This is a genomic window from Streptomyces sp. S.PNR 29, assembly GCF_030386795.1.
Classification (GTDB): Bacteria; Actinomycetota; Actinomycetes; order Streptomycetales; family Streptomycetaceae; genus Streptomyces.
In genome coordinates this window covers 249,630-274,539 of record NZ_JANUQM010000011.1, presented here as the reverse complement: position 1 = coordinate 274,539, position 24,910 = coordinate 249,630, and the positions used below count along the sequence as shown (strand labels likewise).

The following is a 24,910-nucleotide window of genomic DNA, read 5'->3' as shown; positions in this document are numbered from 1 at the left end:
CCCCGTGGAGTTCCCGCATGCCTGCATCCGTGCCCCCGCTCCCCTCCCCGCCGTCCGAGGCTGTCGCGGACTTCCCGGCCGAGCAGACCGTGTCCGGTCCCGGCCACCGGCTTCGCCTCACGCTGCTGATGGCCGGCGCCTGTCTGCCCATCCTGGGCGCCGTGCTCATCGCCCCGGTCCTGCCGCAGATGCAGGACCACTTCGCCGACGTGCCGGGCGTCGACGCGCTCGTCCCCATGGCCCTGACGATCCCCGCCCTCTCCCTGGCGCTGCTGGCCCCCTTCGTCGGCGTCCTGGTGGACCGGCTCGGCCGCAAACGCCTGCTCGTCGTGTCGACCGTGCTGTACGCGATCCTCGGCACCGCGCCCCTGTGGCTGGACTCCCTCGGCGCCATCGTCGCCAGCCGTGCCCTCGTCGGCGTCACCGAAGCCGCCATCATGACCTGCTGCACCACACTGCTCGGCGACTACTACTCCGGCCGGCAACGCGACCGCTACCTCGCGATGCAGACGATGTGCGCCGCAATCTCCGCGACAGCCTTCTTCGTGCTGGGCGGCGTGGCCGGATCGGCCGGCTGGCGCGCACCGTTCTGGGCCTACGCCGTGAGCCTGCTGCTCGCCCCCGCCATGGCCGCCTTCCTGCCCCGGCCCCGACCCGACGACCACGCCGACGCCCCCTCCCCCACCGTCCCGGAACCGATGGCCAGGCGGCCCTTCCCCTGGCGTCCGCTGGTCGGCACCTGCGCGCTGACGGTCTTCGGCGCCGTCCTCTTCTACACCCTCCAGGTGGAGATGGCGTTCCTCCTGGACGACATGGGCGTGACCGAGAGCGGCATCATCGGGCTGGCCACCGCCATCACCAGTGCCGCGATCGTGGTCGGCTCCGCCACGTTCGCCAAGGCCGGCCGCAGCCCGCAAGCCTGGCTGCCCACCGCCTTCGGCCTGTGCGCCGTCGGCTTCGCGGTGGTCTGGCTCGCTCCCAACCCCGTCGTGCTGACCCTCGGTGCCGTGATCACCTGCCTCGGTGGCGGCATCATGCTGCCGAGCCTGCTCACCCTCGCCATGTCCAAGCTGGAGTTCGCCGACCGCGGTCGTGGCATCGGCCTGTGGACGGGTACCTTCTTCCTCGGTCAGTTCCTGTGCCCGCTCGTGGCACTCGCCCTCACCTCAGCCGTCGGCACCCTTGAGGGCGCCATGGGCGTACTCGCCCTCGCCGGGGCCGTCGCCACCGCCGCACTCGGCCTCGCGGCCCGGCGTCGCCGGATCGGCGCCGCCCCGGAACCGGTCCAGCAGATGGCGGGCTGACCTGCTACAGCGCCGATCCGCCGCGAGAACCACACACCGTCGGGATCGGCATCGCGGTCGTCCCCGCGATGCCGATCACACCGCTCTCACCACTCGTACCGCTCGTCCCACCGGAGACTCATGCTGAACCTGATCGCCGCCATCCGCCGCAAGCCGGGCATGACTCATCGGGCATTCCTGCACTATCTCCACCACGTGCACGGATCCCTGGCCGCCGCGAATCCCCTCCGGATTCGGCGCTACGTCCAGAACCACGTCTTCGACGCGTCCTTCGGCAGCGAAGGGGACCCGACGTACCTGACCGAGTTCGGCCGGGACTCCGTCACCGAGCTGCACTTCGAGAACATGGAGGCGTTGACCGCCACGATGTCCGACCCGTACTCGCGCGAGGTCATCGGTCCCGACGGCGCCCACTTCAACGACCTGCCCAGCGCCCTGGCCCTGCTGACCCGCCCCGCGGTACTCATGGCCCCGCCGGCATCCGACACGGGCGAAAGCCACGTGAAGGTGCTCCATTTCGTCCACACACCCGAAGGACCGGTCCCGGACGACGTCACCGAGCGGTGGCAGGCCGCCCACGAAGAGGTGCTCGACGCGGAGGAGCCCCAGGCCAAGGCGCTGCGGGGATACGTCCAACACCGCAGGGTGCCGGGTGCCGAGAGGTCGCTGCGCCATTTCGGCGGCGGGGGCGAACCCGCGTACCTGGGAGTCGCCGCCCTGTACTACGACTCCCAGGACGAAGCGCTGACCCACTTCCCCTCGTACGAGCGTTCACTGCGAGAGCGGTCCGCCGAGACCGGCGACTTCTACGACCCGTCCCGCTCGTTCGCCCTGTACAGCCGCGAGGTGACCATCTTCTGAGCCGCCGGGCACTCGTTTATGGGTGCTCCGTCCGCATGTCACGGATCCGTTCGAAGAAGAATTCGTGCTTGAGGAAGGACACGTCGTACTCGTGGCCCGGATAGGGCGGAATCAGCTGGGCGGCCTGGATGAGTCGCCAGCCGTCACGCAGAGCCGCCAACCCGGAGTCGTACGGCGGTTCGTCGCTGTCCCCCGTGGTCGGTGAGGTCTGGCCGGTGCCGTCGTACAGCGACCAGCCGACGACCCATGAATCGAGGGCGGAGTTCGCCAGATAGAGCACCAGCACCTGCTGCCGGAGCTCGGGGGCAGTGGCCGTACCGGCAGCCGGGGCGGGGTGGGCCGAATGCGTCGTCATTTCGCTGCCCCCTGCGGGCGGTTGGAGACCCGGGTCACCCAGTAGTCGATGTCGAAGCCGTCGTCGCCGGTCAACGCCCGCCACAACAGGATGCGGTTGTAGCGTTCCAGGCGGCCTGTCGCCGGCTCGTACCAGGGGAACATCTCGTCCAGTTCCCGGATCACCTGCGGATCGTCCAGGTCCGAGATGTCCCACAGGAGCCGCTGACGAACCGTGGGATTGAAGCGGATCTTGAGCATGTAGCGGACGATGTCGCTGTCGTTGCGCCTGCCGGCGTGCCAGAGCCCGTGGTGCAGAAACACCACCGTACCGGCCGGGCAGACCAGCCGGTCCTGACCGCGCAGGTTCTGGTAACGGCCGGTGTCGGACTCGTTGATGCGGCGCAGATGGCTTCCGGGCACGATCAGGGTGCCCCCCATGTCCAGCGTCACCGCCTGCGGGTAGTACATCAGTTGCACGTCGAAGGCGTCCGGCCGGACATCGATGATGGCGTCCCCGTGCACCTCCTGCGCCCGGCCTCCGTCGGGCTCGCGGACGTGCACGTAGTGGTGGTCCACCGTCGGGTTCGGACCCACCAGGCTGTGCAGGGCCCCCGACACCTGCGGAAGCTCCAGCAGTCTGCGGAGGAACGAACCCTCCGTGTATGCCTCGGACGTCGGCGTCCCGTACGGCACCGGCGGCACCCCGTCCGCCAGTACCCTGAGGCCCTCGTCGTTCATCTCCGCCGGGACCACCGCGTCCAGGCGGAGCACCCCCCGCGCCACGAAGCGCGCCATCTGGACCGAACTGAGCAGTTCCTGCTTGTTCTCCATGACCCTTACGCTAGGCACGGCCGTCCCTCGGCGGGTGGGCCGCGTTCACCCTCCACTGGTCGAATCTCACCTTGGGTCCCCACGCCGAAGGGGTGCATGTGCCGATGCGCACGGTCCTCGCCCATCTCGACAAGCCCCCCGCGGTCGCCGCCGTCGGTGTCGGCGTCCACGGGCCGGCAGGGCACGTGGACGAGTTCCTCCTGCCGGACCTGTGGCAGTTCCACCTCTACCGCTACGAGGCCGACCTCACCGTGAACGGCACCCCCCACACGATCCGTCCCGGCAGAGTCAGCCTCATTCCGCCCGGCACCGAGGTCCGTTACCACTACCGGGGTCGCTCCGAGCACCTCTATGTGCATCTGCGTCTGGATGCGGCCGGCAGGTCCCTGAGTGTCCCGCTGATCCAGGACACCGGGCCGGAACTCAGTCTGCTGTCCGGACAGTTGCAGCAGGCGCTGGCGGCCTGGCCGCACACTCCGGCGCGGGCGGCGGCCGAGGTGTGGGCCGCCCTGTGGCGGGTCGCCCAGCTCGCCCCGCCGCGAGCGGGGAGCCCGCAGACCGCCCACCCCGCGGTCGCGGCCGCTGTGGCGCTCATCGAGGCACGGTTGGCGGAGCCGTTGACGGTACCCGAGATCGCGAAGGCGGCGGGCGTCTCGCACAACCATCTGATCCGGCTGTTCCGCGCCGCGACCGGGGAGACGGTCGTCGGCTACATCCGCGCCCGGCGCATGGAGCGGGCGCGGCACTTCCTGCGCGCCACCACGCTGTCCATCCCCGCTGTCGCCTCCTCCGTCGGCATTCCCGACCTCCAGGCGTTCAACAAGGCCTGTCGCCGCGAACTCGGGGCCTCCCCGCGAAGCATCCGCGCCGCTCAGACCGTCGTACAGGACACCCGGAGCCCGGGTACGCGAGGGCCGGCGACGGTGCGCGCCCCGCAGCGGGGAAGCTCGGAAAGTTGAACTGCTCCGGTCGGGAAACTGTCGATCGGACGGTCGTTGCTGTCATCCGAGCGTTCCGGCGCGACGCGAGGCACCTGGCGGGTACCGAAGGAGTGCCGTACCGGAGCTCTCGCGGATGGTGAGTACCGGCGCGAGCAGGGTGACCTCGTCGGTCGTCCGCCCGTCGAGGCGGGACCTCACCAACTCCACGGCCCGCCTGCCGAGGTCTTTCGCCGGCCCGGTCACCGCGGTCAGCCGGGGTGAGTGCTGCTCGGCCAGTTCCTCCGGGCACAGCGCCACCACCGACGCCTCCTCGGGCACGGCCCGGCCGAAGTTCCGCAGCAGGGACAGCAGCGGGCCGATGGCCTTCTCGTTCTGTACGACGAAGCCCGTGGTGGCGGGCCGGTCGGCGAGGACCCCGGCAAGTACCCCGGCGGTGGACTCGTAGGTGCCCTTGCACGGACGGTGCAGCACGCGCAGTCCCCGCTCCGCCGCCGCCTGCCGGAAACCGGTCAGGGTGCGCTCCGCGTACCCGGCGTGCCTCGCGTACACAGCCGGGGCGTAGCCGATGAGGGCGACCTCACGGTGCCCCAGATCCGCCAGGTGCTCCACGCACAGCGCGCCGGCCCGGACGAAGTCATGGTCCACGCAGGCCAGTCCGTGCGGGTCCGCGGGCAGGCCGATCAGCGCGGCCGGGATCCCCGTCTCCCGCAGTACCGCGATACGCGGATCATCCAGTTGGACGTCCATCAGGATGACGCCGTCGGTCAGGCCGCTGCGGGCCACGCGGCGCACGCCGTCGGGTCCCTCGTCGTTGGTCATGAGCAGGACGTCGTAACCATGCTGCCGTGCCGCCACGGTGGCCGATATGGCGATCTCCATCATGATCGGCACATGGACGTCGGTGTGCAGCGGCACCACCAGCCCGATGATGTGGGAGCGTCGGCCCGCCAGCGTCCGGGCACCCGCGTGGGGGTGATAACCGAGCCGTTCGATCGCTTCCTCCACCCTGGCCCGGGTGGGCCCGGAGATCGCCCGTTTGCCGCTGAGGACGTAGCTCACCGTGCTGGGGGAGACGCCCGCGGCCGCGGCCACCTGGGCCAGTGTCACCATGCCTGGCGGTGCCCTTCTGCTTCACGTTGCCTGCGTGACCGGTCGCTGTGGGGTGGCGGTGCCGCCCGGCCGGTCAGCCCTTGATGGCACCGGTGAGCATGCCGGCCCTGAAGTGCTTCTGCAGGAACGGATAGACGACGACGATGGGCACCAGGGTCAGTACGACCACGGCCATCTGGAGCGACTGCGGGGCGGTCTGGGTCTGCAACGAGCCGAAGCCGCCGTTGGACGCGCCGGGGATGGTCATGCCGTTGTTGACGTACTGCAGCAGCACGTACTGAAGCGGCCACTTGGTGCTCTCGGTGGGCATGTAGAGCATGACGTTGAAGAAGGCGTTCCAGTAGCCGACCGCGTAGAACAGGGTGATGACCGCGGTGACCGCGCGGGAGGTGGGGAGTACCACCGACCACAGGATGCGCCAGTCGCCGGCGCCGTCGATGCGTGCCGCGTCGATCAGGTCGGCGGCGGTGCTCGAATAGAACGCGCGCAGCACCAGGATGTTGAAGACGGACACGGCGCCGGGCAGGATCAGCGCCCAGTACCTGCCGTACCCGCCGAGGCCGGTGACCACGAGGTAGGTGGGGATCAGTCCGCCGCTCACGAACATGGTGATGATCAGCAGCAGCAGGATGGGGCGGTGGCCGAACGAGCGGGAGCGGGAGAGCCCGTAGGCGCAGAGCACGGAGAGCACCATGGAGACGGCGGTGCCGACGACGGTGATGCCGAGGCTGACCAGGATGGAGCGGGTGACCGGGCCGTCGGTGAGGATCTGCCGGTAGGCGTCCCCGGTGAGGCCGTCGGGCCACAGGACCATGCCTCCGGCGCGGTTGATGGCGCCGGGGGTGGACAGGCTCGTGAGGACGACGATCCACAGCGGCACCATGACGGAGGCCACCACCAGGACCAGTACGCCGCCTTTGAGACCCTGCCCGAGCGCGGTGGGCTTGTCCTCCCAGACGGGACGGCGGTTGCGGCCGGGCCGCCGGGCGGCGGGTGACCGCGGTGCGGGAGTCTGTGTGCGGGTGAGCGTCAGGGTCATTTTCGGTACAGTCCATCCTCGCCGAAGGCGTGTGCGAGCTTGTTGGCGCCCCAGATCAGCAGGAGCGAGATCACGCTCTTGAACAGTCCGGCGGCGGTGCCGTAGCCGTAGTTGCCGGCGGTGATGCCGTAGAAGTAGGCGAAGGTGTCCAGAACGTCGGCGGCTTCGGGGCCGACGGCGTCGCGCTGGATCAGGAACTGCTCGAAGCCTACTGAGAGGGTGTTGCCCAGGCGCAGCACCAGCATCAGCACGATGACGCCGCGCATGCCGGGCAGGGTGATGTGCCACATCCGGCGCCAGCGTCCGGCGCCGTCGACGGCCGAGGCCTCGTAGAGGTTCGGGTCGATGGCCGCGAGCGCGGCGAGGAAGACGATGATGCTCCAGCCCGCCTCCTTCCATACCGTCTGGCCGGTGACCAGCAGCGCGAAGGTGTCCGGGTTGGTCATGATGTCCCAGGGGCCCAGGTCGTGCCGGGCCAGGAAGTGGTTGAGCGCGCCGGCGCCGCCGAGCATCTGCTGGAAGATGGCGATGACCAGCACCCAGGAGAAGAAGTGCGGCAGGTAGACCACGGACTGGATGAAGTTGCGCAGCCGTTCGCTGAGCACCGAGTTGAGCAGCAGTGCCAGCGCGATGGGCACCGGGAAGAACAGGATCAGCTGAACGAAACTGAGCCAGAGGGTGTTGCGCAGTGAGGCCCAGAACGCCGGGTCCTGGAACAGCAGTCGGAACTGGTCGAACCCGGCCCACTGGCTGTTCAGTACGCCGTCCAGCGGGTCGTAGTACTCGAAGGCGGTGATCAGCCCGAACAGCGGGACGTAACTGAAGACGAGCAGCAGTGCGACCGCGGGCAGGGCCATGAGGAGCAGCGACCTGTCGCGGCGCAACCGGATCCGCCAGTTCATCGGCACGGCCGGGGTGGTTCCCGGGCGTGCGGGCTCCGGCACGGTGGCGGCGCGGGAGTCGTCGGCGTTGTCTTCGGGTTCTTCCGTGTCGTTCGCCTTGGTGGAAAAGGCGCCGGCCATGGTTCCTCCTTGCCGCGGAGCGGGGCGGTGCACCAGGGCCCGCCCCGCGCGCCATCGTCTGCTACTGGCCGGTTCCCTGCTTGTCGAGCACCTCGGTCTGGTACCAGTTCCTCAAGCGGTCGCCGCCACTGGACTTCCAGGCGGCGACGGCGTCCTGGAAGTGGGAGACCTTCTTCTTGCCGAACTTCACCTGGTTGATGGCGTCCTCGACGGACTGGCCTGCGGCCACGGTGGACAGGTTCTGCGGCAGCGTGATGTTCATGCCGTAGAACAGCGGCTTGTAGACGTGCTGGACGGTCCGCGCGCACCAGGCCGTGTAGTCCTTGGTGACCTGGTCCGCTCCGAGGTTGCTGACCGAGGAGGACGGCGTGGCGAGGAAGCGGTAGGTCGTCGGCTGGGCGGACTTCTTGCCTTCCTCGGTGTAGACGGGCACACCGTTCTTCCGGGTGTGGTGGGTGCCTTCGACGCCGTAGGTGACCAGGCAGTGCTCGGCCGAACCGTACGGCGCGGCGAGGAAGTCGGCGACGGCCAGCAGTTCCTCGATCTGTTCGGCGCTGAGCTTTGCGTTGAGGTAGCTGAGCATGCTGGTGGCCGCGCCCAGGAACATCTGTGGCTTTGACTTGCCGTCGGCGGCGATGACGTCGAACGCCCCGCGCCGGTAGCCGTCGTTCGCGGCCGTGCCGTTCTGGTGGTCGGTGAGTTCCCACGCACCCATGCCGGCGCCCTGGATCAGGACCTTGCCGGAGTAGAAGCGTCCGTTGCCGTCGCTGTTGTTGCTGGCCAGGGCGTCGGGGTGCATGAACCCGGCCTTGGCGAGCCTGTAATGCCAGTCCAGCGCCTCCAGCATCTGGGGCATCTCGTACTTGTGGACGAGTTTGCCGTCCACGACCTTCCAGCCCGGAGGAAGGCCCCACGAGGGGGACAGATACGTCCACAGGTCGTCGAAGGCCCAGACTCCCGCCTTGGCACTGGTCAGTTCCTTGCCGAGGTTCCACAGGTCGTCGGCGGACCTGACCTGGTCGGCGGTGATGCCCTTGCTCTCGAGGATGTCCGCTCGGTAGAAGACCGCGCCGGCCAGCGGCATGCCACTGGTGAACGACGGGATGCCGTAGATCTTGTCCTCCCAGGCGCCCACCTGCCAGGCGAGTGTGGGGATCGCGGCCAGGTTGGGGTACTTCTTGATCTTGTCTCCGGCCAGGTACGGCGTGAGGTCGGCGAGCTGGGTGCCGGCCAGCTTGCCCAGGTTGAAGTTGTTGTTCCACCAGCTCGGCAGCTGGATCCAGTCCGGCAGTTTCCTCGACGCGGTCATGGTGGGGACGATGGTCGCGTAGTCGTTGCCGTTGGCCGGCTTCACGGTGACGGTCGCGCCGAGCGCCTTGTTCACCGCCTGGTAGTACGAGTTGCCGGGTGCCGGCAAGGTCCCCCACATCGGGGTGATCGCCGTGTATCTGCCGCCCTGGCCCGGGACGCCGGACACGGCCTTGGCGGGGTCGGCCGGGTAGGTCAGGTAGCCGGGGTCGGTGAAGGCGCCCGCCGTTCCCTTGACGGAGGGGATGTCGGGGTCGACCGAGGTGCGCGGCTGGTAGGCGGGCAGCGCGGCGGCCAGGCCGGACTTGGTGTTGGTCCCGCCCTTGGAGCCGGAACCGTCGCCGCAGGCGGCCAGCAAGGGGGACATGGTGGCGGCCCCCGCGACGGCGAGGACGCCGTTCATGAAGGCTCTGCGGTTCACTGGGATGCTCATGGTGGGCGACCCTTCGCCTGGGGGATCCGTGACGAGCGTCGTGCAGGAACGTGCGGTGCACGGGAGAGAGCGCGAGCTGCTCGGCCCGCTGTCGGGACGCCGGAGGGCCGCGTCCCCGTTCGAAGCAGTCGAAGCGCTTCAACGTTTCCGGGAGATTAAGGGCGGCCGCGAAAGATGCACAAGACCCTGACAACGAAAAGCGAAAGCGCGAACAGGCCAAATTTTCCAAGAAACTTTCTCTTGACGCTCCTGTGAACCCGTGCCAGCGTCGAAGGGCTTCACCACCGTTGCAACCTGCTTCCCGGCTCACGCGGGACCGCCACTCCTGGACCACCGTCCAGGCCGACTTGGCGGAACCCCTCGAAGGCGTGCACGAGCTGACCGTCGTCCTCGCCGGAGAGCGGCGCCCGGCCGCGCTGACGTTCACCCCCTGAGACCGGCGGCGTGCCCCGCTCCGAACGGACGGCGCGGCGCACGCCGTCCACCAAGGCCCGTAGTCGCACTGCCCGCTCGCACTGCCGAACCCAACCCTGAGACTCGCCCCAGGCGAGCTCACAGCCCGACGGCGCCATGTCGCTGACCTCGCTCGGCGCGGTGGACGACCGCCGCGCCCATGCCTGCCCCGAACTGCCCGCCCCCTCGACCTGTCAAGGACGGCCTGACGCCATGGAGACGCATCCCTCCGCCACCGCAGCCACTCCGGTGATCCCCGGTTTCCACCCCGATCCGAGTGTCTGCCGCGTGGGCGAGGACTACTACCTCGTGTGCTCCAGCTTCGAGTACTTTCCCGGCATCCCGGTCTTTCACAGCCGCGACCTGGTGAACTGGACCCAGATCGGCAACGCCCTCGACCGGCCCGGCCAGCTGGACCTGCCCGTCGACACGCCTTCCTCGGGCGGCATCTACGCACCCACCCTGCGCCACCACGACGGCCGGTTCTGGCTCGCCGTCTTCAACGTCGCCCCGGGCGGCGGCACTCTGCTGTTCACCACCACCGACCCGGCCGGTCCCTGGTCCGACCCGGTGCGTGTGCCCGGCGTCACGGGCATCGACCCGGACCTCGTCTGGGACGAGGACGGCACCTGCTGGTGCACCACCGCCGGGATCGCGCAGGTCCGCATCGACCCGCGCACCGGCGAGACCCTCGGCACGCCGCACCCCGTCTGGTCGGGCACCCCCGGCACCGCCGCGCCCGAGGGACCCCACCTGTACCGGATCGGTGACTACTGGTACCTGATGATTTCCGAGGGTGGCACCGAGCGCGGCCACGGCGTCTCCATCGCCCGTGGCCCCTCCCCCGCCGGCCCCTTCGAGCCCTGCCCGGCCAACCCGATCCTTACCCATCGCAGTACCGACCGGCCGGTGCAGAACACCGGGCACGCCGATCTGGTGCAGGCGGCCGACGGGTCCTGGTGGATGGTGCTGCTCGGCGTGCGACCGCAGGGCGGCACCCCCGGCTGGCACATCCTGGGGCGGGAGACCTTCCTGGCTCCGGTGACCTGGGAGGACGGCTGGCCCGTGGTCGGTGAGGTCGGAGGCGAACTCCCCCGGTCGCCCGGGCTGGAGGTACCGGCACCCGCTGCCGGCGGGCGTGACGACTTCGAGCCGGGCGGGCTCGCGCCGTACTGGATCTCGTTGCGCGACCGCCCGGCCGAGTGTGTCACCACGAAGGAACGTGACAGCTGGCTGACCCTGCGCGCCCGGGGAGGCTCCCTGGACGAGCCCGACGTGATCTTCGTCGGCCGCCGCCAGCAGCATCTCGCCTTCCAGGCCCGGTCCCTGGTCGACCCGTCCGAAGGCCGCGGTGGCCTCGCCGTCCGCCTCGACGAACGGCACCACTACAGCGTCGAGGCCGGTCCCGACGGTCGGATCACGGTGATCGCCCGGATCGGTTCGCTGCGCAGCGTCGCCGCCGAACTCACCCTTCCCACGCAGCTGTTGGTGCTGACGGTGCGCACCGGCCCGGCTCCCGAGCCGCACGACTCGCGCACCGGACCCGACTCCCTGGTCTTCGGCATCGAGACCGCCGACGGCACCGTCAACGAGCTGGCCTCGCTGGACGGCCGCTATCTCTCCACCGAAGTGGCGGGCGGCTTCACCGGCCGCGTGGTCGGTCTGTACGCCGCCGCCGGTACTGTCCACGCCGACTGGTTCGAGTACCTGCCGATCTCCGGCTGAGGCCAGTGGCGTCACGGTGCTGCCGCCGTACCGCACTGCGGCGCCCCGCCGCGAAGAATCCGCTCCCCGTGGTCCCAGGCCTGCACTTTGCCCCCACACAGTCCCCCGCCGTGGCACGCCACCGGCCGGCCGCGGCGGGTCCCCCACACCCGCACGTCCGAAGGGAAGCCACGTTGCACACCAGACAACGCACCATCCCGCAAGGAGCCCAGAAGCGTCCCCCACGAGGCCGCCGACTCCGCCGCACCCTCGGGCTGCTGCTCGGGCTGGCCGCCGTCCTCCAACTCGCCTGGAGCACGGGCGCGTTCGCCGCGCCCAAACCTCCGGTGAAGAACAACCGCATGGCCGTCGTCGCCGACATGCAGCCCAGCTGGAACCTGGGCAACACCCTGGACGCCATCCCCGACGAGACCTCCTGGGGCAACCCACCCGTCACGAAAGCCCTGTTCGACGCCGTCAAGGCGAAGGGCTTCCGCAGTGTGCGCATCCCGGTCAGCTGGAGCAGCCACCAGTCCGCCGACGCGCCGTACACCATCGACCCGGCCTTCATGCAGCGGGTCAGGCAGATCGTGGACTGGGCCATCGCCGACGGTCTGTACGTGGTCCTCAACGTCCACCACGACTCCTGGCAGTGGATCGCGGACATGCCCGCCCAGCACGACACGGTCCTGGCCCGGTGGAAGGCCACTTGGACCCAGATAGCCACCACGTTCAAGGACGAACCGCGCCTGCTGCTCTTCGAGAGCGTCAACGAGCCGGCGTTCAACAACGCCACCGACGCGCAGAAGACCCAGTTGCTCAACGAGTTGAACACCTCGTTCCACCAGCTCGTACGCGGCACCGGCGGTGGCAACGGCACCCGCCTGCTCGTACTGCCCACGCTCGGCACCACTCCGAGCAAGCCGCTGATGGACGACCTGGTCACGACCATGTCCTCGCTGAACGATGACAACCTGGTGGCCACCGTCCACTACTACGGCTTCTGGCCGTTCAGCGCGAACATCGCCGGCTACACCACCTTCGAGGACACCTCGAAGAAGGACATGGACACCGCCTTCGGCCTGATGCGTGACGTCTTCGTCGCCAAGGGCATCCCCGTGTACCTCGGCGAGTACGGCCTGCTGAGCTACCCCGACTACACCAAGCCCTACACCAACGTCCAGCCGGGTGAGGCGCTGAAGTACTTCGAGCGCCTGGGCTACGACGCGCGCGTCAACGGCGTCACCACCGCCCTGTGGGACGCGGGGTCCTTCATCAACCGCAACACCCTCCAGTGGCGGTACCCCACCCTGATGAACCAGATCACCTCCAGCTGGACCACCCGGTCCGGAACCGCCTCCTCCAACCAGGTCTTCGTCCCTGCGTCCGGCACCATCACCGACCGGACGCTCACCCTCGACCTCAACGGCACCTCCTTCCGCGGGCTGTGGCAGGGCGGTTCACGACTCGTCGCGGGCCGCGACTACACCGTGTCCGGCGACCGGCTCACACTGACCGCGAGCGCGCTCACCCGCCTGGCCGGTGACCGGGCCTACGGCGTCAAGGCGACGCTGGAGGCCAGGTTCTCGGCGGGTGTCCCCTGGCAGATCGACATCATCTCCAGTGACGTCCCCGTGTTGTCGAGCGCCAACGGCACCACCACCGGCTCCGTCACCATCCCCACCCGGTACCGCGGAGACGTGCTCGCCACGATGGAGGCCAGGTACGCGGACGGCAGTAATGCCGGCGGCGCCGACTGGACGCCGTACCAGGAGTACGGCAGGGCCTTCGTCCCGGACCACTCGGCGGGCACCCTCACGCTGACGTCCGACTTCCTGTCCGCGCTCAAGGACGGCCGGCAGGCGACCCTCACCTTCCACTTCTGGAGCGGCGCGAAGGTCACCTACCACGTCACCCGTAACGGCACCGCTGTCATCGGCTCCGCGTCCTGAGACGGCCCGCCGCGGCCTGAAGCGAAGGCCGCGGCGGGTCCCCGTGTGAAGGGAGAGCACGTTGCACGAGAGACAAGGCGCCGCCCGACGCCGGCATCACGACCGTTCCCCAAGGGATCGCCGACTGCGGCGGATCGTGGGGCTGTTCCTCGGCCTGGCCGCGGTACTCCCGCTCGCCTGGGGCGGGACGGCGGCCGCCGCGCCCGAGCGGGACACGTCCCCGTCCGACCGTATGGCGGTGGTCGCCGACATGCAGCCCAGCTGGAACCTGGGCAACACCCTGGACGCCATCCCCGACGAGACCTCCTGGGGCAACCCACCCGTCACGAAAGCCCTGTTCGACGCCGTCAAGGCGAAGGGCTTCCGCAGTGTCCGCATCCCGGTCACCTGGAACGGTCACCAGTCCGCCACCGCCCCCTACACCATCGACCCGGCCTTCATGCAGCGGGTCAAGCAGATCGTGGACTGGGCCATCGCCGACGGTCTGTACGTCGTCCTCAACGTCCACCACGACTCCTGGCAGTGGATCGACGACCTGCCCACCGACCACGACACGGTCAGGGACCGGTTCGACGCCACCTGGCGGCAGATCACCTCCACGTTCCGGGACGAGCCTCGCCAACTGCTCTTCGAAAGCGTCAACGAGCCGTTCTTCGAGAACATCACCGACGCTGAGAAGACCAGGCTGCTCCACGAGCTGAACGCCTCTTTCCACCGGATCGTGCGCTCCAGCGGCGGCGGCAACACGGATCGTCTGCTGGTGCTGCCCACGCTCGGCACCACTCCGAGCAAGCCGCTGATGGACGACCTGGCCGCGACGATGGCCTCACTCAACGATGACAACCTGGTGGCCACCGTCCACTACTACGGCTTCTGGCCGTTCAGTGTGAACGTCGCCGGCTACACCACCTTCGAGGACACCTCGAAGAAGGACATGGACACCGCCTTCGGCCTGATGCACGACACCTTCGTCGCCAAGGGCATCCCCGTCTACCTCGGGGAATATGGTCTGTTCGGCTTTCCGCCCGTCGACTCCGACCCCTATGTGGTCGAGCGGGGCGAGGCGCTCAAGTACTTCGAACGCCTCGGCCACACCGCCCGCCTCAACGGCGTCACGACCGCGCTGTGGGACCCGTACCAGTACCTCAACCGTGAGACTCTGCGGTGGCGCGATCCCGAGCTGATCGACTGGATCATGTCCAGCTACACCACCCGTTCCGCAACCGCCTCCTCCGACCAGGTGTACGTGCCCACCTCCGGCACCATCCCCGCCCGGACGCTCACCCTCGACCCCAACGGCACCACCTTCCGGGGTCTGTGGCAGGGCGGCCGCCCGCTCCTCCCGGGCCGCGACTACACCCTGTCCGGCGACCGGCTCACGCTGACCGCACGGGCGCTCACGCGCCTCGCCGGGGACCGGTCCCACGGTGTCCGGGCCACAGTGGAGGCCAGGTTCTCCAAGGGCCGCCCCTGGAAGATCGACATCATCTCCAGCGAGGTCCCGGTGCTCTCCTCCGCGACCGGAACCACCACCGGTCCGCTCACCGTCCCCACCCGGTTCCGGGGCGACCAACTCGCCACGATGGAATCGCGGTACGCCGACGGCACCCCGGCCGGCCCCATCAGCTGGAGCGCCTTCCAGATGTTCGGACCGCAGTTCGAGCCCGACTACACGGCCGGCACCCTCACGCTCACCTCCGACTACCTGTCCGCGCTCAAGGACGGCGAGACGGCGACCCTCACCTTCCACTTCTGGAGCGGCACGAAGGTCACCTACCACGTCACCCGTAACGGCTCCGAGGTCACCGGGGCCGCATCCTGATCCACCCACCGCGCCCCCGGTGCGGAGCCGCTCTCCCGGGCTCCGCACCGGTTCCTCGTGCACGTCGCCCACCCGGCCGAGGCTGCCCTGGCTGCATTCACCGGGCGAAGCCGATCGCCACGCCGCGACCTGCGGAAATCCGAGTTGTTCGAGTGACTCCTTCGAGCAATCAAGTCGGTATGGTAGGTGTATGGCTCATGTCTCAGCGGCCGAGCGCCGCCCTCAGTTGATCAAAGCAGCCATCGAACTCATGGCGCGAGAGGGAGTCGCTGCCGGAAGTACCCGTGCGATCGCCGCCGAGCTCGGCGTCGCGCAGGCCACGGTGCACTACACGTTCGGCACGAAGGAGGATCTGTACCGTGCCGTCCTCCAGCACCTGACCCAGGAGATGGAGAGCCAGGTGCGGCAAGCCGCACCGGTCGACGCCGGCTTCGAGGAAACCGTCGTAGTGCTTGCCTCCGCCTTGTGGCGCACGGTGCGTGACCAGTCGAAGAGCTATCAACTGCTCACCGAACTGACCATGTTCGCGCTCCGGTCGCCCCACCTCCGAGAGGCTCTCGAAACGCACAACCTCGGTGTCCTCAGCGTGACATCGGAGCTTGTGACAGACGCCGCCGAGCGCGCCGGCCGGCAGCTCGCACAGCCGGCGAGCACGGTCGCGCGGTTTTTCCTCGCCGGATTCGACGGACTCGTGCTGCAGCACCTGACGCAACCCGACGACGAGGCGGAACTGTCCTGTCTCCAGGCCTTGATCTCCTCCACGCTGGCTCTCGCCAGCGGTCGCGTGGAGATGGTCGCCGTACCTCGTGACCTCATCGAAGGAGTCATGTCGAGCGGTTGATCCGCTTCGGCGGGGTCGCTGGGCCGCGTGAAGTGTCACGGCGGGTGCACATGAATGCGTGTCGAGGCGGGTGGCCGCCTCGACATGGTCACGGTCATCACCGCGGTCGCCGGCTGCTATGAGGTGGCGACGAGGCCGGGCTCAACGTCGGACATCGTGAAACCGGCAGCGCAACATCACGCGGCCGACCGAGGCCGTCCACGTGCTTGCTCAGCACTCGCGCCCGCTCCCCCGGCATTCGGTATCGGGTGAACCCCCTGGTCCTCGCGGGCGCGGGCGACGATTTCCATGTCGACACCCAACGTGGCGGCATGCTCGACGAGGTGCCGGCGGTAGCCGCCGTCGACCCACACCTTGCGGATGCCGGGATGGCCGGCACGTACCGGCGCACATCGTCGAGGACCTCGTCGGTCCCCCTCGATCTGGTTGCATCCTTACCCGCCGCGGCGAAAAGGCCCCGGTGGACGGTTGTTGTCACCGGAAGAATCGCTTCATCGAACCGGTTCGCAGGAACGTAGCAGCGGGATGAGCTCACGGCAACATCTCGGGCGCGAGCGGAGTCTGCTGATCATCTGGGGTTACGACACGTTTCGAAAAGCTTCGCCGCAGGCGTTGACAGTGCCTTGTGGCGTTCCTATCTTCGCTTCACCGAACCGGTTCGATGACCGGTGAATGCCGGTCAGACCGCAGCACCGCTCCGGTGACGGAGGGAAGCGGTTCGAGTAAGGAGTCGCCATGAACATCGGCGAGATCGCCAAGCGGGCCGGTGTCTCGCGGAGCACCGTGTCGTACGCGTTGAGCGGCAAGCGTCCGGTGTCGGACGAGACCCGCGAAAAGATCCAGCGGGTCATCGACGACCTCGGATACCGGCCCAACGCGAGCGCCCGCGCTCTCGCCAACGGCCGGACCAGCACCATCGGTCTGGTCTTCCCGCCGGCCGGAAACCACTACACCGGGATGCAGCTCGACTTCATCGGCAGTGTCGTGGAGGCCGCGGCGGCTCATGACTACGACGTGCTGCTGTCGCCGAGCGGTGTGGACAGCGACCGCTCCTTCCAGCGGCTGCTGGGGGAGCGGCGGGTGGACGGGGCGATCCTGATGGAGATCAGGCTGGAGGACGACCGGGTCGATCACCTGGCCGCCCTGGACTTCCCCTCCATCGCCATCGGCCGCACGGCACATCCGGAAGGCGGCTGGTGGGTGGGCCTGGACCACACCGCGCTGGCCGCGGCCTGCGTCCACCACCTCGCGGACCTCGGCCACCGCCGGATCGCCTTCGTCAACCGGCCCGAGCAGTTGCTGCGGGCTGGGTACGAGTCCGCGCACCGGGGGCTGGACGGTTTCACCAAGGCGGCCGCCGAGCGCGGGCTGACGGTGCGGACGTACTGCTGCGGGGACGATGCCGCGTCGGGCCAGGCCTGCGTGGAGCGGATCCTGCACGACGACCCGGCCACCACGGCCCTCGTCACGCTCAACGAGGCCGCCCTGGGCGGCCTGTACCGAGGGCTCGCCCACGCGGGCCGTCATGTGCCGCGCGACTTCTCCGTCACCGGAGTCGTGGCGTCCCGGTGGGCTCAGACGGTGACCCCGCAGCTCACCGCGGCGGACGTCCCCGCGGAGGAGATGGGCCGACGTGCCGTCGACCTGCTCGTCGAACGGCTCGACCATCCCGACGCGCCGCCCCGCCACCATCTCCTCGCCCCGCCGATCTCCCTGCGGGCCAGCACCGGCCCCGCCGGCGGCACCCCCTCCGTCACTGCCCCGACAACGATCAACCCGTCCTGAACCGCTCCTTCCCTGAGCAGCACCCTGCGTAGTTGCAAGGTCCGCCGGCACTTCCCGGGCCGGTACTCCCAGCACCGCACCCCTTGAACCGCGACCGCAGACCACGGGTCTTCCCGTTCCCCCCTCTCTGCACCGGCCACCGGGCCCCGGCACCCCTGACCTGGCCGTTCGGTGTGCCCGTATGCCTCTCTTTCGCCCCTCTCACGGCACAGCTGTGCCTGGAACCAAGGAACCCGCCATGCGTAGAACCACCAGCCGCCGTCTCCTCGCCGCCGCGCTGACGACCGTCGTCGCCGTCGTCGGCACCGCCTGCTCCTCCGGCTCGGGCAGCACCGGTGCCGCCAAGGACGCGGACGGCGGCGCTTACACGATCTGGGACCCGTACCCGCAGTTCGACAAGAGCTCCGCCTGGGCGAAGCTGCTGGACGCCTGCGGCACCAAGGCCGGCGTGAAGATCAAGCGGACCGCCTTCGACACCAGCGACCTGGCGAACAAGGCGCTGCTCGCGGCGCAGCAGCGCAACTCCGCCGACGTCCTCATCGTCGACAACCCAGTGGTGTCCACCCTGGCCGAGGCAGGCGTCCTCACCACGACCGACGACAACAAGCTGGACACCTCCAAGGTCGACCCCAACCTGCTCGCGGCCGGCCAGTCGGGCGGCAAGACGTACGGCACGCCGATCGGCGCCAACACGCTCGCGCTGTACTACAACAAGAAGGTGCTGAAGGAGGCCGGGGTGGACATCTCCTCGGTCACGGACTGGAAGTCGCTGACGGCGGCGCTGGCGAAGGTGAAGAAGGCGGGCAAGAAGGGCATCACGTTCTCCGGCATCGGGACCGAGGAGGGCAGTTTCCAGTTCCTGCCGTGGTTCTGGGGCTCGGGCGCCAAGCTGACCCAGCTCGACTCGCCCGAGGGCGTGTCCGCGCTGAAGCTGTGGACCGACTGGCTGAAGAAGGGCTACGCCCCCAACTCCGTCATCAACAACACCCAGACCACCAGCTGGCAGGAGTTCGCCGGCGGTGACTACGCCTTCGCGGAGAACGGCACCTGGCAGCTCGCCAATGCCGAGAAGGCGGGCTTCGAGTACGGCGTCCTGCCCATCCCCGCCTCCGGCGGAGGCAACGCCGCCGCACCGACCGGCGGCGAGTTCGTCACCGTCCCGGTGCAGAGCGACGCCGGCCGCTACGCCACCACCCAGAAGCTGGTGTCCTGCCTGACCAGCACGGAGAACCTGTACGACACCGACACCACCCTGTCGTACGTGGCTCCCACCAGTGAGGTCCAGGACAAGCAGGTGGCGGCGAACGCCGAGCTGAAGCCGTGGGTCGAGGCGGTCAAGGCGGCCAAGGGACGCACCAGTGACGACCTGGGCACCAAGTACCCCAAGATCTCCGAGCAGATGTGGAAGGCCGTCCAGTCCGCCCTCAGCGGCTCCAAGGCGCCCAAGGACGCGTTCACCGAGGCACAGGCCGCCGTCAAGTAAGGCGTCAGGCAACCGCGTCCGAGGACTTCTTCTGATGAATCGCACGACACGCCCGCCGGCCCACCGGCCGGTGCGTGACCGGAACGGGGCGGCGGCCACCACCGCCGCCCCGCCCCCGGCCACCACCGCACGCCGACACCGCCGCCGTCCCACCTCCCAGCAGTGGGCGGCCTGGGGGTTCCTCACCCCGGTCGTCCTCTACCTCGCCCTCTTCTACGCCTATCCGCTCTACCGCAACCTCGATCTGAGCCTGCGCAATTACACCGTCCGCTCCTTCGTCCAGGGCAACGCGCCGTTCACCGGTCTCGCGAACTACCGGACGGTCTTCGACGACCCGACGTTCGGTCCGGCCCTGACCCACACCGTCGTCTTCACCGCCGTGAGCCTGGTCTTCCAGTACGCCATCGGCCTGGCCCTCGCGGTCTTCTTCAACCAGCACTTCCGGCTCTCGGCGACCCTGCGCGCCCTGTTCCTCGTACCGTGGCTGCTGCCGCTGATCGTGTCGGCCTCCACCTGGTCGTGGATGCTCAACAGCGACTCCGGCATCGTCAACGCGGCTCTGCACGCCGTGGGCATCGGTCCGGTCAACTGGCTGACCTCGCCGGACTGGTCGCTCACCTCGGTGATCATCGCCAACATCTGGATCGGCGTCCCGTTCAACCTGGTCGTGCTCTACAGCGGCCTGCAGTCCATCCCCGCCAGTTTGTACGAGGCGGCCGCCCTGGACGGGGCCAACGCCTGGCAGCGCTTTTGCCGCATCACCTTCCCGCTGCTGCGCCCGGTGTCCGCGATCACCCTGCTCCTCGGGCTGGTCTACACGCTCAAGGTCTTCGACATCATCTGGATCATGACCAAGGGCGGCCCGGCGGAATCGTCCACCACCTTCGCCACCTGGTCCTACCAGCTCGGCTTCGGCAACCTGCTGCCCGCCTTCGGCCCCGGCGCGGCCGTCGGCAACCTGCTGGTGGTCGCCGCCCTGGTCTTCGGCCTGGTGTACCTGAGAGTCCAGCGAAAGCAGGCACTGTCATGAACCGGGGCTCAAGCCGCACGTGGTGGAAGACGGCCGTCGGTCTGCTGCTGACGGCGGTCATGCTCTTCCCCGTCTACTGGATGCTCAACGTCTCCCTCACCCGCGACCAGGACATGCGCAAGAGTCCGCCGGACCTCCTGCCGCTCCACGGCACGCTGGCCGGCTACCGCACCGTCCTCGACGAGCAGTTGCCCTACCTCGGCACCAGCCTCGTCATCGGCCTGGGCACCGTCGTGCTCACCGTGGCGCTGGCAGCGCCCGCCGGATACGCGCTGGCCAAGCTGCGCCCCCGCGGCCGGGGAGTCCTCGGCTTCCTGTTCCTGGTGGCCCAGATGATCCCCGGCATCATCATGGCGATGGGCTTCTACGCCATCTACCTGCAACTCGGGCTGCTCCAGTCCGTGCCCGGCCTGATCGTCGCCGACTCCACCCTGGCCGTCCCCTTCGCGGTCCTGATCTTCACCGCGTTCATGTCCGGCATCCCCGGCGAACTGCTCCAGGCCGCGCAGATGGACGGAGCAGGCGCCCTGCGCACGTTCTGGTCGATCGTGCTGCCGATGAGCCGCAACTCGATCGTCACCGTGTCGCTGTTCGCGTTCCTGTGGTCCTGGTCCGACTTCGTCTTCGCCAGCACCCTGGCCAACGGCGGCGCCCATGAGCCGATCACCCTCGGCATTTACCACTACATCGGCAACAACAACCAGGAGTGGAACGCCATCATGGCCACCGCAGTCGTGGCCTCGCTGCCCGCCACGGTGATCCTCGTCCTCGCCCAGCGCTATGTCGCCGCCGGCGTGACGGCCGGAGCCGTCAAGGACTGACCACCGCACGACCTCCGTCGGTCACCCCTGCTGAAGAAACGAGTCACGCCACATGACCGCCGCCCGATCCGGCCCGGCTTTCTCCATCCATGACATCCCGTTCAGCACGCACGGCTCCTGGTTCGGCATCTCCCCCGTGCTCGCGGAGAAGACGCGCGCCGAGGACCTCCACCTCGTCTCCCACCAGAACGGCATGCACGCCGTCCTGCGCCTCGTCCCCCTGGACACGGCGACGGGCGAACGGGCCAAGACCGCCGTGCGGGCGACACCGACGCTGCTCAGCTGGACGGCAGCGGACGGCCGCATCGACCTCGCCTACGAGTCGCCGGACACCGTCCGTGTGCGCGGCACAGGGCTGGGCCTGCGCGTCACCGCGGCGGCGGAGGTCCTGACCCCGTTCACGGGCACCTACTTCTACCGGGACCCGGTGGACGACGCCCACACGTTCACCTCCTACGAGACCGGCCGCCGCTACCGGGTCACGGTGCTGTCCGGCACGGTGGCCGAGGTGTCCGACGTCCAGGGCCTCGGTGCGGGTGACCGCGGTCTCACGGTCACCGCCGGGGCCGAGGGTTCGTGGGAGGTGGCGGTCGAGGAGTACGACAGTGCGCGACTGCCTTACCGCGCGTCGGCGAAGTTCGACGAGGTCGGCGAGGCCGCGCGGGGATCGTTCGCCGCGTTCGCCGACGCGGTGGCCCCGTGGCGCTCGTCGGACACCCCGGCCGCCGAGCTCGCCGCGTACGTCCTGTGGTCGGCGACGGTCCGCCCGGCGGGCCTGGTCACCCGGCCCGCGGTGCTGATGTCCAAGCACTGGATGGACAAGGTCTGGAGCTGGGACCACTGCTTCAACGCCCTCGCCCTGGCGCCCGGAGCCCCGGCGCTCGCCTGGGACCAGTTCTCCCTGCCCTTCGACCACCAGGACGAGACCGGCGCCCTGCCCGACTCGGTGACCCACTCCGAGGTCCTCTACAACTTCGTCAAGCCGCCCATCCACGGCTGGACCCTGTCCCACCTGCGTCAACGGCTTTCCGAGCCCCTCAGCCGGACGGAACTCACCAGGACCTACCGCAGGCTGGCACGGTGGACGGAGTTCTGGCTCACCGCCCGCCGCGCACCGGGCGCCGCCCTGCCCCACTACCAGCACGGCAACGACAGCGGCTGGGACAACGCCACCACCTTCGACCCGGAGCGCGTGATCGTCTCCGCCGACCTGGCCGCCTTCCTCGTCCTCCAGCTCCACGAACTCGCCCGCCTGGCCGGCGAGCTCGACCTGCCCGACGAGGCCCGGCGCTGGACCCGCGCCGCCGAGGCGACCCAGGCCGCGATGCTCGACGAGCTGTGGACGGGAGAGCGGTTCGTGGCCCGCGGCGTCGACAGCGGCGCGACCTGGGACAGCTCCAGCCTGCTGGACCTGATGCCGATGGCGCTGGGCGAGCACCTGCCCGAGGGCATCGGCAAGACCCTGGCGGCCCGGATCGAGGCCCACCTGACCCCGTACGGACTGGCCACCGAACTGCCCACCTCACCCCACTACCTCGCTGACGGCTACTGGCGCGGCCCGATCTGGGCCCCCGCCACCGTCCTCATCGAGGACGGCCTGCGCCGCGCCGGCCACCACCGCCTCGCCGACGAGATCAGCGCCCGCTTCCGCGCCCTGTGCGAGACCCACGGCTTCGCCGAGAACTTCGACGCCCTCACCGGAACGGGCCTGCGCGACCGCGCCTACACCTGGACCGCCGCCGCCTACCTCCTCCTCGCCGAGGCGCACGCGCACAGAGACAGCCGCTGACCGGCTGCCTCACGCAAGCCCCGAGGTCGTTCAGACCCCGGTTGTTTCACTTCCTTCCCTCCCAGGAGCCGCGCAATGAGACCGCTCACCACCCTCACCGGAGCCGCAACCCGTCCCAGACGCCGAGCCGTCGCGTCCGCGTCCGTCCTCCTGGCCACTCTGGCCTCGACCCTGGTGCCCGCCGCCTCGTCACAGGCCGCGGACACCGGCGTCACCGTCGACTTCTCCGCCACCGGCGGCGCCCCGACGTACCACGCCTCGGGCACCATCTACGGGATGACCCCCGACGGGTCGCTGCCGCAGGACCACTTCTACAAGGACCTCAAGTGGCACCTGATGCGGGCGGGCGGTGCCCAGCTGAACAGCGGCGGCTACGGCACCAGCCTGGCCGCCTACCAGACCCGCTGGAACTCGACCCTCGCCCAGTACCGGCGGACCGCCGCCCTCGGTGGCACCTTCGTCATCCTTCCGCACGACCTGTGGGGCGCAGACAGCACGACGAGCCAGGCCTGGCCTGGTGACAACGGCGACTGGACGAAGTTCGACGCCTTCGTCGACCAGCTCGTCGGGGACGTCAAGGCCAACAACATGACGGTCGAATGGGACCTGTGGAACGAGCCGGACAACCCTCCGTTCTGGGGACGGTCGCAGAGCCAGTACCTGGAGATGTGGAAGCGCTTCTACCAGAAGGTCCGGGCCGCCCTGCCGAACGCCTTGATCGTCGGGCCCAGCACGTATCAGAGCCCCGGCGGGAACGCCTCCAACTGGTGGAACACCTACCTCGACTACGTCAAGGCCAACAACGTCGCACCGGACATCTACAGCTGGCACACCCTCCCCGGCGACCCGGTCTCCGACGCGAGCGCGGTCAACTCCAAGCTGGCGGCCCGGTCCATGGCCACCAGCCGTCCCTTCCAGATCAACGAGTACGCCAACAACAACGAGCAGACCCCGGGCCGCGGCGCCTGGTACATCTCCCGCCTGGAGCGCGCCGGAGCCGACGGTCTGCGTGCCAACTGGGCCATGGGCAGCGGCCTGCACGACGGTGAGGCGAACTTGCTCACCAAGAACAGCGCGGGCCAGTACCTGCCGCTGGGCGAGTGGTTCCTGTACCGCTACTACGGCTCCCAGACCGGCAACATCGTCAAGTTCATCCAGGGCACCGGCACCGACGGGCTGGCGACGAAGGACAACTCCGCGCGCAACGCGAAGATCCTGCTGGGCAGCAACGGCAACACCGGCAACGTCACCGTCAACCTGAACCGGCTCGACACCACCTCCGTGGTGGAGAACGGCCAGGTACGCGCCGTCCTGCAGCGCATCTCCGCCAACGGCGGCGGCGCGGTGACCGGCCCGGTCACCGTGTCCGACCAGACCCTGACCGTGAGCAGCAACGCGGCCTCCCTCACCGTGCCGTGGACGAACGCGTCCGACGCTTACACCGTGACCCTGCTCCCGCCGTCCAACACCACGGTCTCCACCGTCGCCGTCAGCGAGAACAGCGGTCAGTGCCTGGACGACACCAACCTCTCCACGGCCGACGGCACGCAGTACCAGCAGTACTACTGCGAGGGCGGCTACCAGCAGATGCTGGACTTCAAGCCGGTGAGCGGCAAGGCAAATACGTACACCGTGGTCAACGAGCTCAGCGGCAAGTGCCTCGACGTCGCCGGTGGGTCCACGGCCGACGACGCGGCCATCATCCAGTACACCTGCAACAGCCAGCCCAACCAGCAATTCACCCTCAAGCCGGTCACCGCGCTGGGCAACAGCAAGGACTACCAGCTGGTAGCCGTGCACAGCGGCAAGTGCGTCGACGTCAGCAACATCTCGACCGCACCCGGCGCGAAGATCCACCAGTGGACCTGCGACCCGGCGAGCACGCTGGCCAACAAGAAGAACCAGATCTGGCGGCTCCAGGGCATGGGCTGACCCGGCCTCGAGCACGGGGGCTCCCGTCACACCCGGCAGCCCCCGTCGTCGAGCGGCGGCGGGACAGTCGCCACCGTCACCACACGGCAGTCACCGCGGACGACAGCCCACCC

Annotated in this window: 20 protein-coding genes and 1 pseudogene; 14 read left to right on the top strand and 7 right to left on the bottom strand. The window is 69.1% G+C overall.

Annotated elements, in window-relative coordinates; translation table 11 throughout:
• The first annotated feature begins 17 nt into the window (after positions 1-17).
• Both NW895_RS28360 and NW895_RS28355 read left to right on the top strand, forming a co-directional pair.
• Positions 18-1,304 (top strand): MFS transporter, encoded by a 1,287-nt coding sequence (locus NW895_RS28360; protein WP_289939057.1) that lies wholly within the window; start codon positions 18-20, stop codon positions 1,302-1,304.
• Positions 1,305-1,424: 120 nt separating this feature from the next.
• The gene (locus tag NW895_RS28355) at positions 1,425-2,165 is read left to right on the top strand and encodes an EthD domain-containing protein (RefSeq protein ID WP_289939056.1); all 741 of its coding nucleotides are present in this window, start codon (positions 1,425-1,427) and stop codon (positions 2,163-2,165) included.
• A gap of 16 nt (positions 2,166-2,181) precedes the next feature.
• Here NW895_RS28355 and NW895_RS28350 read toward each other — a convergent pair whose 3' ends face one another.
• Together NW895_RS28350 and NW895_RS28345 are read right to left on the bottom strand one after the other, a co-directional pair.
• Complete coding sequence (locus NW895_RS28350; protein ID WP_289939055.1) at positions 2,182-2,520, bottom strand: hypothetical protein; 339 nt, start codon at positions 2,518-2,520, stop codon at positions 2,182-2,184.
• Positions 2,517-3,332, bottom strand: coding sequence for a phytanoyl-CoA dioxygenase family protein (locus NW895_RS28345; protein ID WP_289939053.1), 816 nt, complete (start codon positions 3,330-3,332; stop codon positions 2,517-2,519). Before NW895_RS28345 ends, NW895_RS28350 begins: the two co-directional genes overlap by 4 nt.
• Before the next feature lie 104 nt (positions 3,333-3,436).
• On the opposite strand from NW895_RS28345, the gene NW895_RS28340 reads away from it, so the two are divergent.
• On the top strand, positions 3,437-4,291 hold the full coding sequence (locus tag NW895_RS28340; RefSeq protein ID WP_289939145.1) for an AraC family transcriptional regulator: 855 nt from the start codon (positions 3,437-3,439) through the stop codon (positions 4,289-4,291).
• 42 nt (positions 4,292-4,333) lie between these two features.
• Here the strand turns inward: NW895_RS28340 and NW895_RS28335 are convergent, their stop codons facing one another.
• The 4 genes from NW895_RS28335 to NW895_RS28320 form a co-directional block, all read right to left on the bottom strand.
• Positions 4,334-5,383, bottom strand: a complete 1,050-nt coding sequence (locus NW895_RS28335; protein WP_289939051.1) for a LacI family DNA-binding transcriptional regulator — start codon at positions 5,381-5,383, stop codon at positions 4,334-4,336.
• Positions 5,384-5,456: 73 nt separating this feature from the next.
• Positions 5,457-6,422, bottom strand: a complete 966-nt coding sequence (locus NW895_RS28330; RefSeq protein ID WP_289939048.1) for a carbohydrate ABC transporter permease — start codon at positions 6,420-6,422, stop codon at positions 5,457-5,459.
• Positions 6,419-7,444: an ABC transporter permease subunit gene (locus tag NW895_RS28325; RefSeq protein ID WP_354670112.1), complete on the bottom strand. Its 1,026-nt coding sequence runs from the start codon at positions 7,442-7,444 to the stop codon at positions 6,419-6,421. The genes NW895_RS28330 and NW895_RS28325 overlap by 4 nt, the downstream gene beginning before the upstream one ends.
• Before the next feature lie 61 nt (positions 7,445-7,505).
• Entirely contained in the window at positions 7,506-9,185 is a 1,680-nt protein-coding gene (locus tag NW895_RS28320; protein ID WP_289939047.1) for an extracellular solute-binding protein, read from the bottom strand.
• 287 nt (positions 9,186-9,472) lie between these two features.
• Between NW895_RS28320 and NW895_RS28315 the strand changes: the two genes are divergently transcribed.
• The 5 genes from NW895_RS28315 (at position 9,473) to NW895_RS28295 (ending at position 15,957) form a co-directional block, all read left to right on the top strand.
• Entirely contained in the window at positions 9,473-9,619 is a 147-nt protein-coding gene (locus tag NW895_RS28315) for a hypothetical protein (RefSeq protein WP_289939044.1), read from the top strand.
• A gap of 232 nt (positions 9,620-9,851) precedes the next feature.
• The gene (locus tag NW895_RS28310) at positions 9,852-11,363 is read left to right on the top strand and encodes a glycoside hydrolase family 43 protein (protein ID WP_289939043.1); all 1,512 of its coding nucleotides are present in this window, start codon (positions 9,852-9,854) and stop codon (positions 11,361-11,363) included.
• A gap of 173 nt (positions 11,364-11,536) precedes the next feature.
• Entirely contained in the window at positions 11,537-13,294 is a 1,758-nt protein-coding gene (locus NW895_RS28305; protein WP_289939042.1) for a cellulase family glycosylhydrolase, read from the top strand.
• Positions 13,295-13,430: 136 nt separating this feature from the next.
• Positions 13,431-15,116 carry a cellulase family glycosylhydrolase gene (locus NW895_RS28300; RefSeq protein WP_289939142.1) on the top strand — a complete coding sequence of 562 codons (1,686 nt, stop codon included), beginning with the start codon at positions 13,431-13,433 and terminating at the stop codon, positions 15,114-15,116.
• 190 nt (positions 15,117-15,306) lie between these two features.
• Complete coding sequence (locus NW895_RS28295; protein ID WP_289939041.1) at positions 15,307-15,957, top strand: TetR/AcrR family transcriptional regulator; 651 nt, start codon at positions 15,307-15,309, stop codon at positions 15,955-15,957.
• Between the two features lie 272 nt (positions 15,958-16,229).
• Here NW895_RS28295 and NW895_RS41275 read toward each other — a convergent pair.
• Positions 16,230-16,340: pseudogene (locus NW895_RS41275) on the bottom strand (IS5/IS1182 family transposase); the annotation flags it as partial.
• A 352-nt stretch (positions 16,341-16,692) separates the two neighbouring features.
• Here NW895_RS41275 and NW895_RS28290 point away from each other — a divergent pair.
• The 6 genes from NW895_RS28290 (at position 16,693) to NW895_RS28265 (ending at position 24,797) form a co-directional block, all read left to right on the top strand.
• On the top strand, positions 16,693-17,742 hold the full coding sequence (locus NW895_RS28290) for a LacI family DNA-binding transcriptional regulator (protein ID WP_289939039.1): 1,050 nt from the start codon (positions 16,693-16,695) through the stop codon (positions 17,740-17,742).
• Between the two features lie 238 nt (positions 17,743-17,980).
• Positions 17,981-19,225 (top strand): extracellular solute-binding protein, encoded by a 1,245-nt coding sequence (locus NW895_RS28285; RefSeq protein WP_289939038.1) that lies wholly within the window; start codon positions 17,981-17,983, stop codon positions 19,223-19,225.
• A 34-nt stretch (positions 19,226-19,259) separates the two neighbouring features.
• Complete coding sequence (locus NW895_RS28280) at positions 19,260-20,255, top strand: sugar ABC transporter permease (protein ID WP_289939037.1); 996 nt, start codon at positions 19,260-19,262, stop codon at positions 20,253-20,255.
• Complete coding sequence (locus tag NW895_RS28275; protein ID WP_289939035.1) at positions 20,252-21,076, top strand: carbohydrate ABC transporter permease; 825 nt, start codon at positions 20,252-20,254, stop codon at positions 21,074-21,076. Before NW895_RS28280 ends, NW895_RS28275 begins: the two co-directional genes overlap by 4 nt.
• 52 nt (positions 21,077-21,128) lie before the next feature.
• The gene (locus NW895_RS28270) at positions 21,129-22,865 is read left to right on the top strand and encodes a trehalase family glycosidase (RefSeq protein ID WP_289939034.1); all 1,737 of its coding nucleotides are present in this window, start codon (positions 21,129-21,131) and stop codon (positions 22,863-22,865) included.
• 75 nt (positions 22,866-22,940) lie between these two features.
• Entirely contained in the window at positions 22,941-24,797 is a 1,857-nt protein-coding gene (locus NW895_RS28265) for an RICIN domain-containing protein (RefSeq protein ID WP_289939033.1), read from the top strand.
• Positions 24,798-24,910 lie beyond the last annotated feature (113 nt).

Bases quoted from the DNA above. Each gene is read 5' to 3' on its own strand.
- NW895_RS28360 (WP_289939057.1), top strand. From the start codon at position 18: ATGCCTGCATCCGTGCCCCCGCTCCCCTCCCCGCCGTCCGAGGCTGTC.
- NW895_RS28355 (WP_289939056.1), top strand. From the start codon at position 1,425: ATGCTGAACCTGATCGCCGCCATCCGCCGCAAGCCGGGCATGACTCAT.
- NW895_RS28350 (WP_289939055.1), bottom strand. From the start codon at position 2,520: ATGACGACGCATTCGGCCCACCCCGCCCCGGCTGCCGGTACGGCCACT.
- NW895_RS28345 (WP_289939053.1), bottom strand. From the start codon at position 3,332: ATGGAGAACAAGCAGGAACTGCTCAGTTCGGTCCAGATGGCGCGCTTC.
- NW895_RS28340 (WP_289939145.1), top strand. From the start codon at position 3,437: ATGCGCACGGTCCTCGCCCATCTCGACAAGCCCCCCGCGGTCGCCGCC.
- NW895_RS28335 (WP_289939051.1), bottom strand. From the start codon at position 5,383: ATGGTGACACTGGCCCAGGTGGCCGCGGCCGCGGGCGTCTCCCCCAGC.
- NW895_RS28330 (WP_289939048.1), bottom strand. From the start codon at position 6,422: ATGACCCTGACGCTCACCCGCACACAGACTCCCGCACCGCGGTCACCC.
- NW895_RS28325 (WP_354670112.1), bottom strand. From the start codon at position 7,444: ATGGCCGGCGCCTTTTCCACCAAGGCGAACGACACGGAAGAACCCGAA.
- NW895_RS28320 (WP_289939047.1), bottom strand. From the start codon at position 9,185: ATGAGCATCCCAGTGAACCGCAGAGCCTTCATGAACGGCGTCCTCGCC.
- NW895_RS28310 (WP_289939043.1), top strand. From the start codon at position 9,852: ATGGAGACGCATCCCTCCGCCACCGCAGCCACTCCGGTGATCCCCGGT.
- NW895_RS28295 (WP_289939041.1), top strand. From the start codon at position 15,307: ATGGCTCATGTCTCAGCGGCCGAGCGCCGCCCTCAGTTGATCAAAGCA.
- NW895_RS28290 (WP_289939039.1), top strand. From the start codon at position 16,693: ATGAACATCGGCGAGATCGCCAAGCGGGCCGGTGTCTCGCGGAGCACC.
- NW895_RS28285 (WP_289939038.1), top strand. From the start codon at position 17,981: ATGCGTAGAACCACCAGCCGCCGTCTCCTCGCCGCCGCGCTGACGACC.
- NW895_RS28280 (WP_289939037.1), top strand. From the start codon at position 19,260: ATGAATCGCACGACACGCCCGCCGGCCCACCGGCCGGTGCGTGACCGG.
- NW895_RS28275 (WP_289939035.1), top strand. From the start codon at position 20,252: ATGAACCGGGGCTCAAGCCGCACGTGGTGGAAGACGGCCGTCGGTCTG.
- NW895_RS28270 (WP_289939034.1), top strand. From the start codon at position 21,129: ATGACCGCCGCCCGATCCGGCCCGGCTTTCTCCATCCATGACATCCCG.
- NW895_RS28265 (WP_289939033.1), top strand. From the start codon at position 22,941: ATGAGACCGCTCACCACCCTCACCGGAGCCGCAACCCGTCCCAGACGC.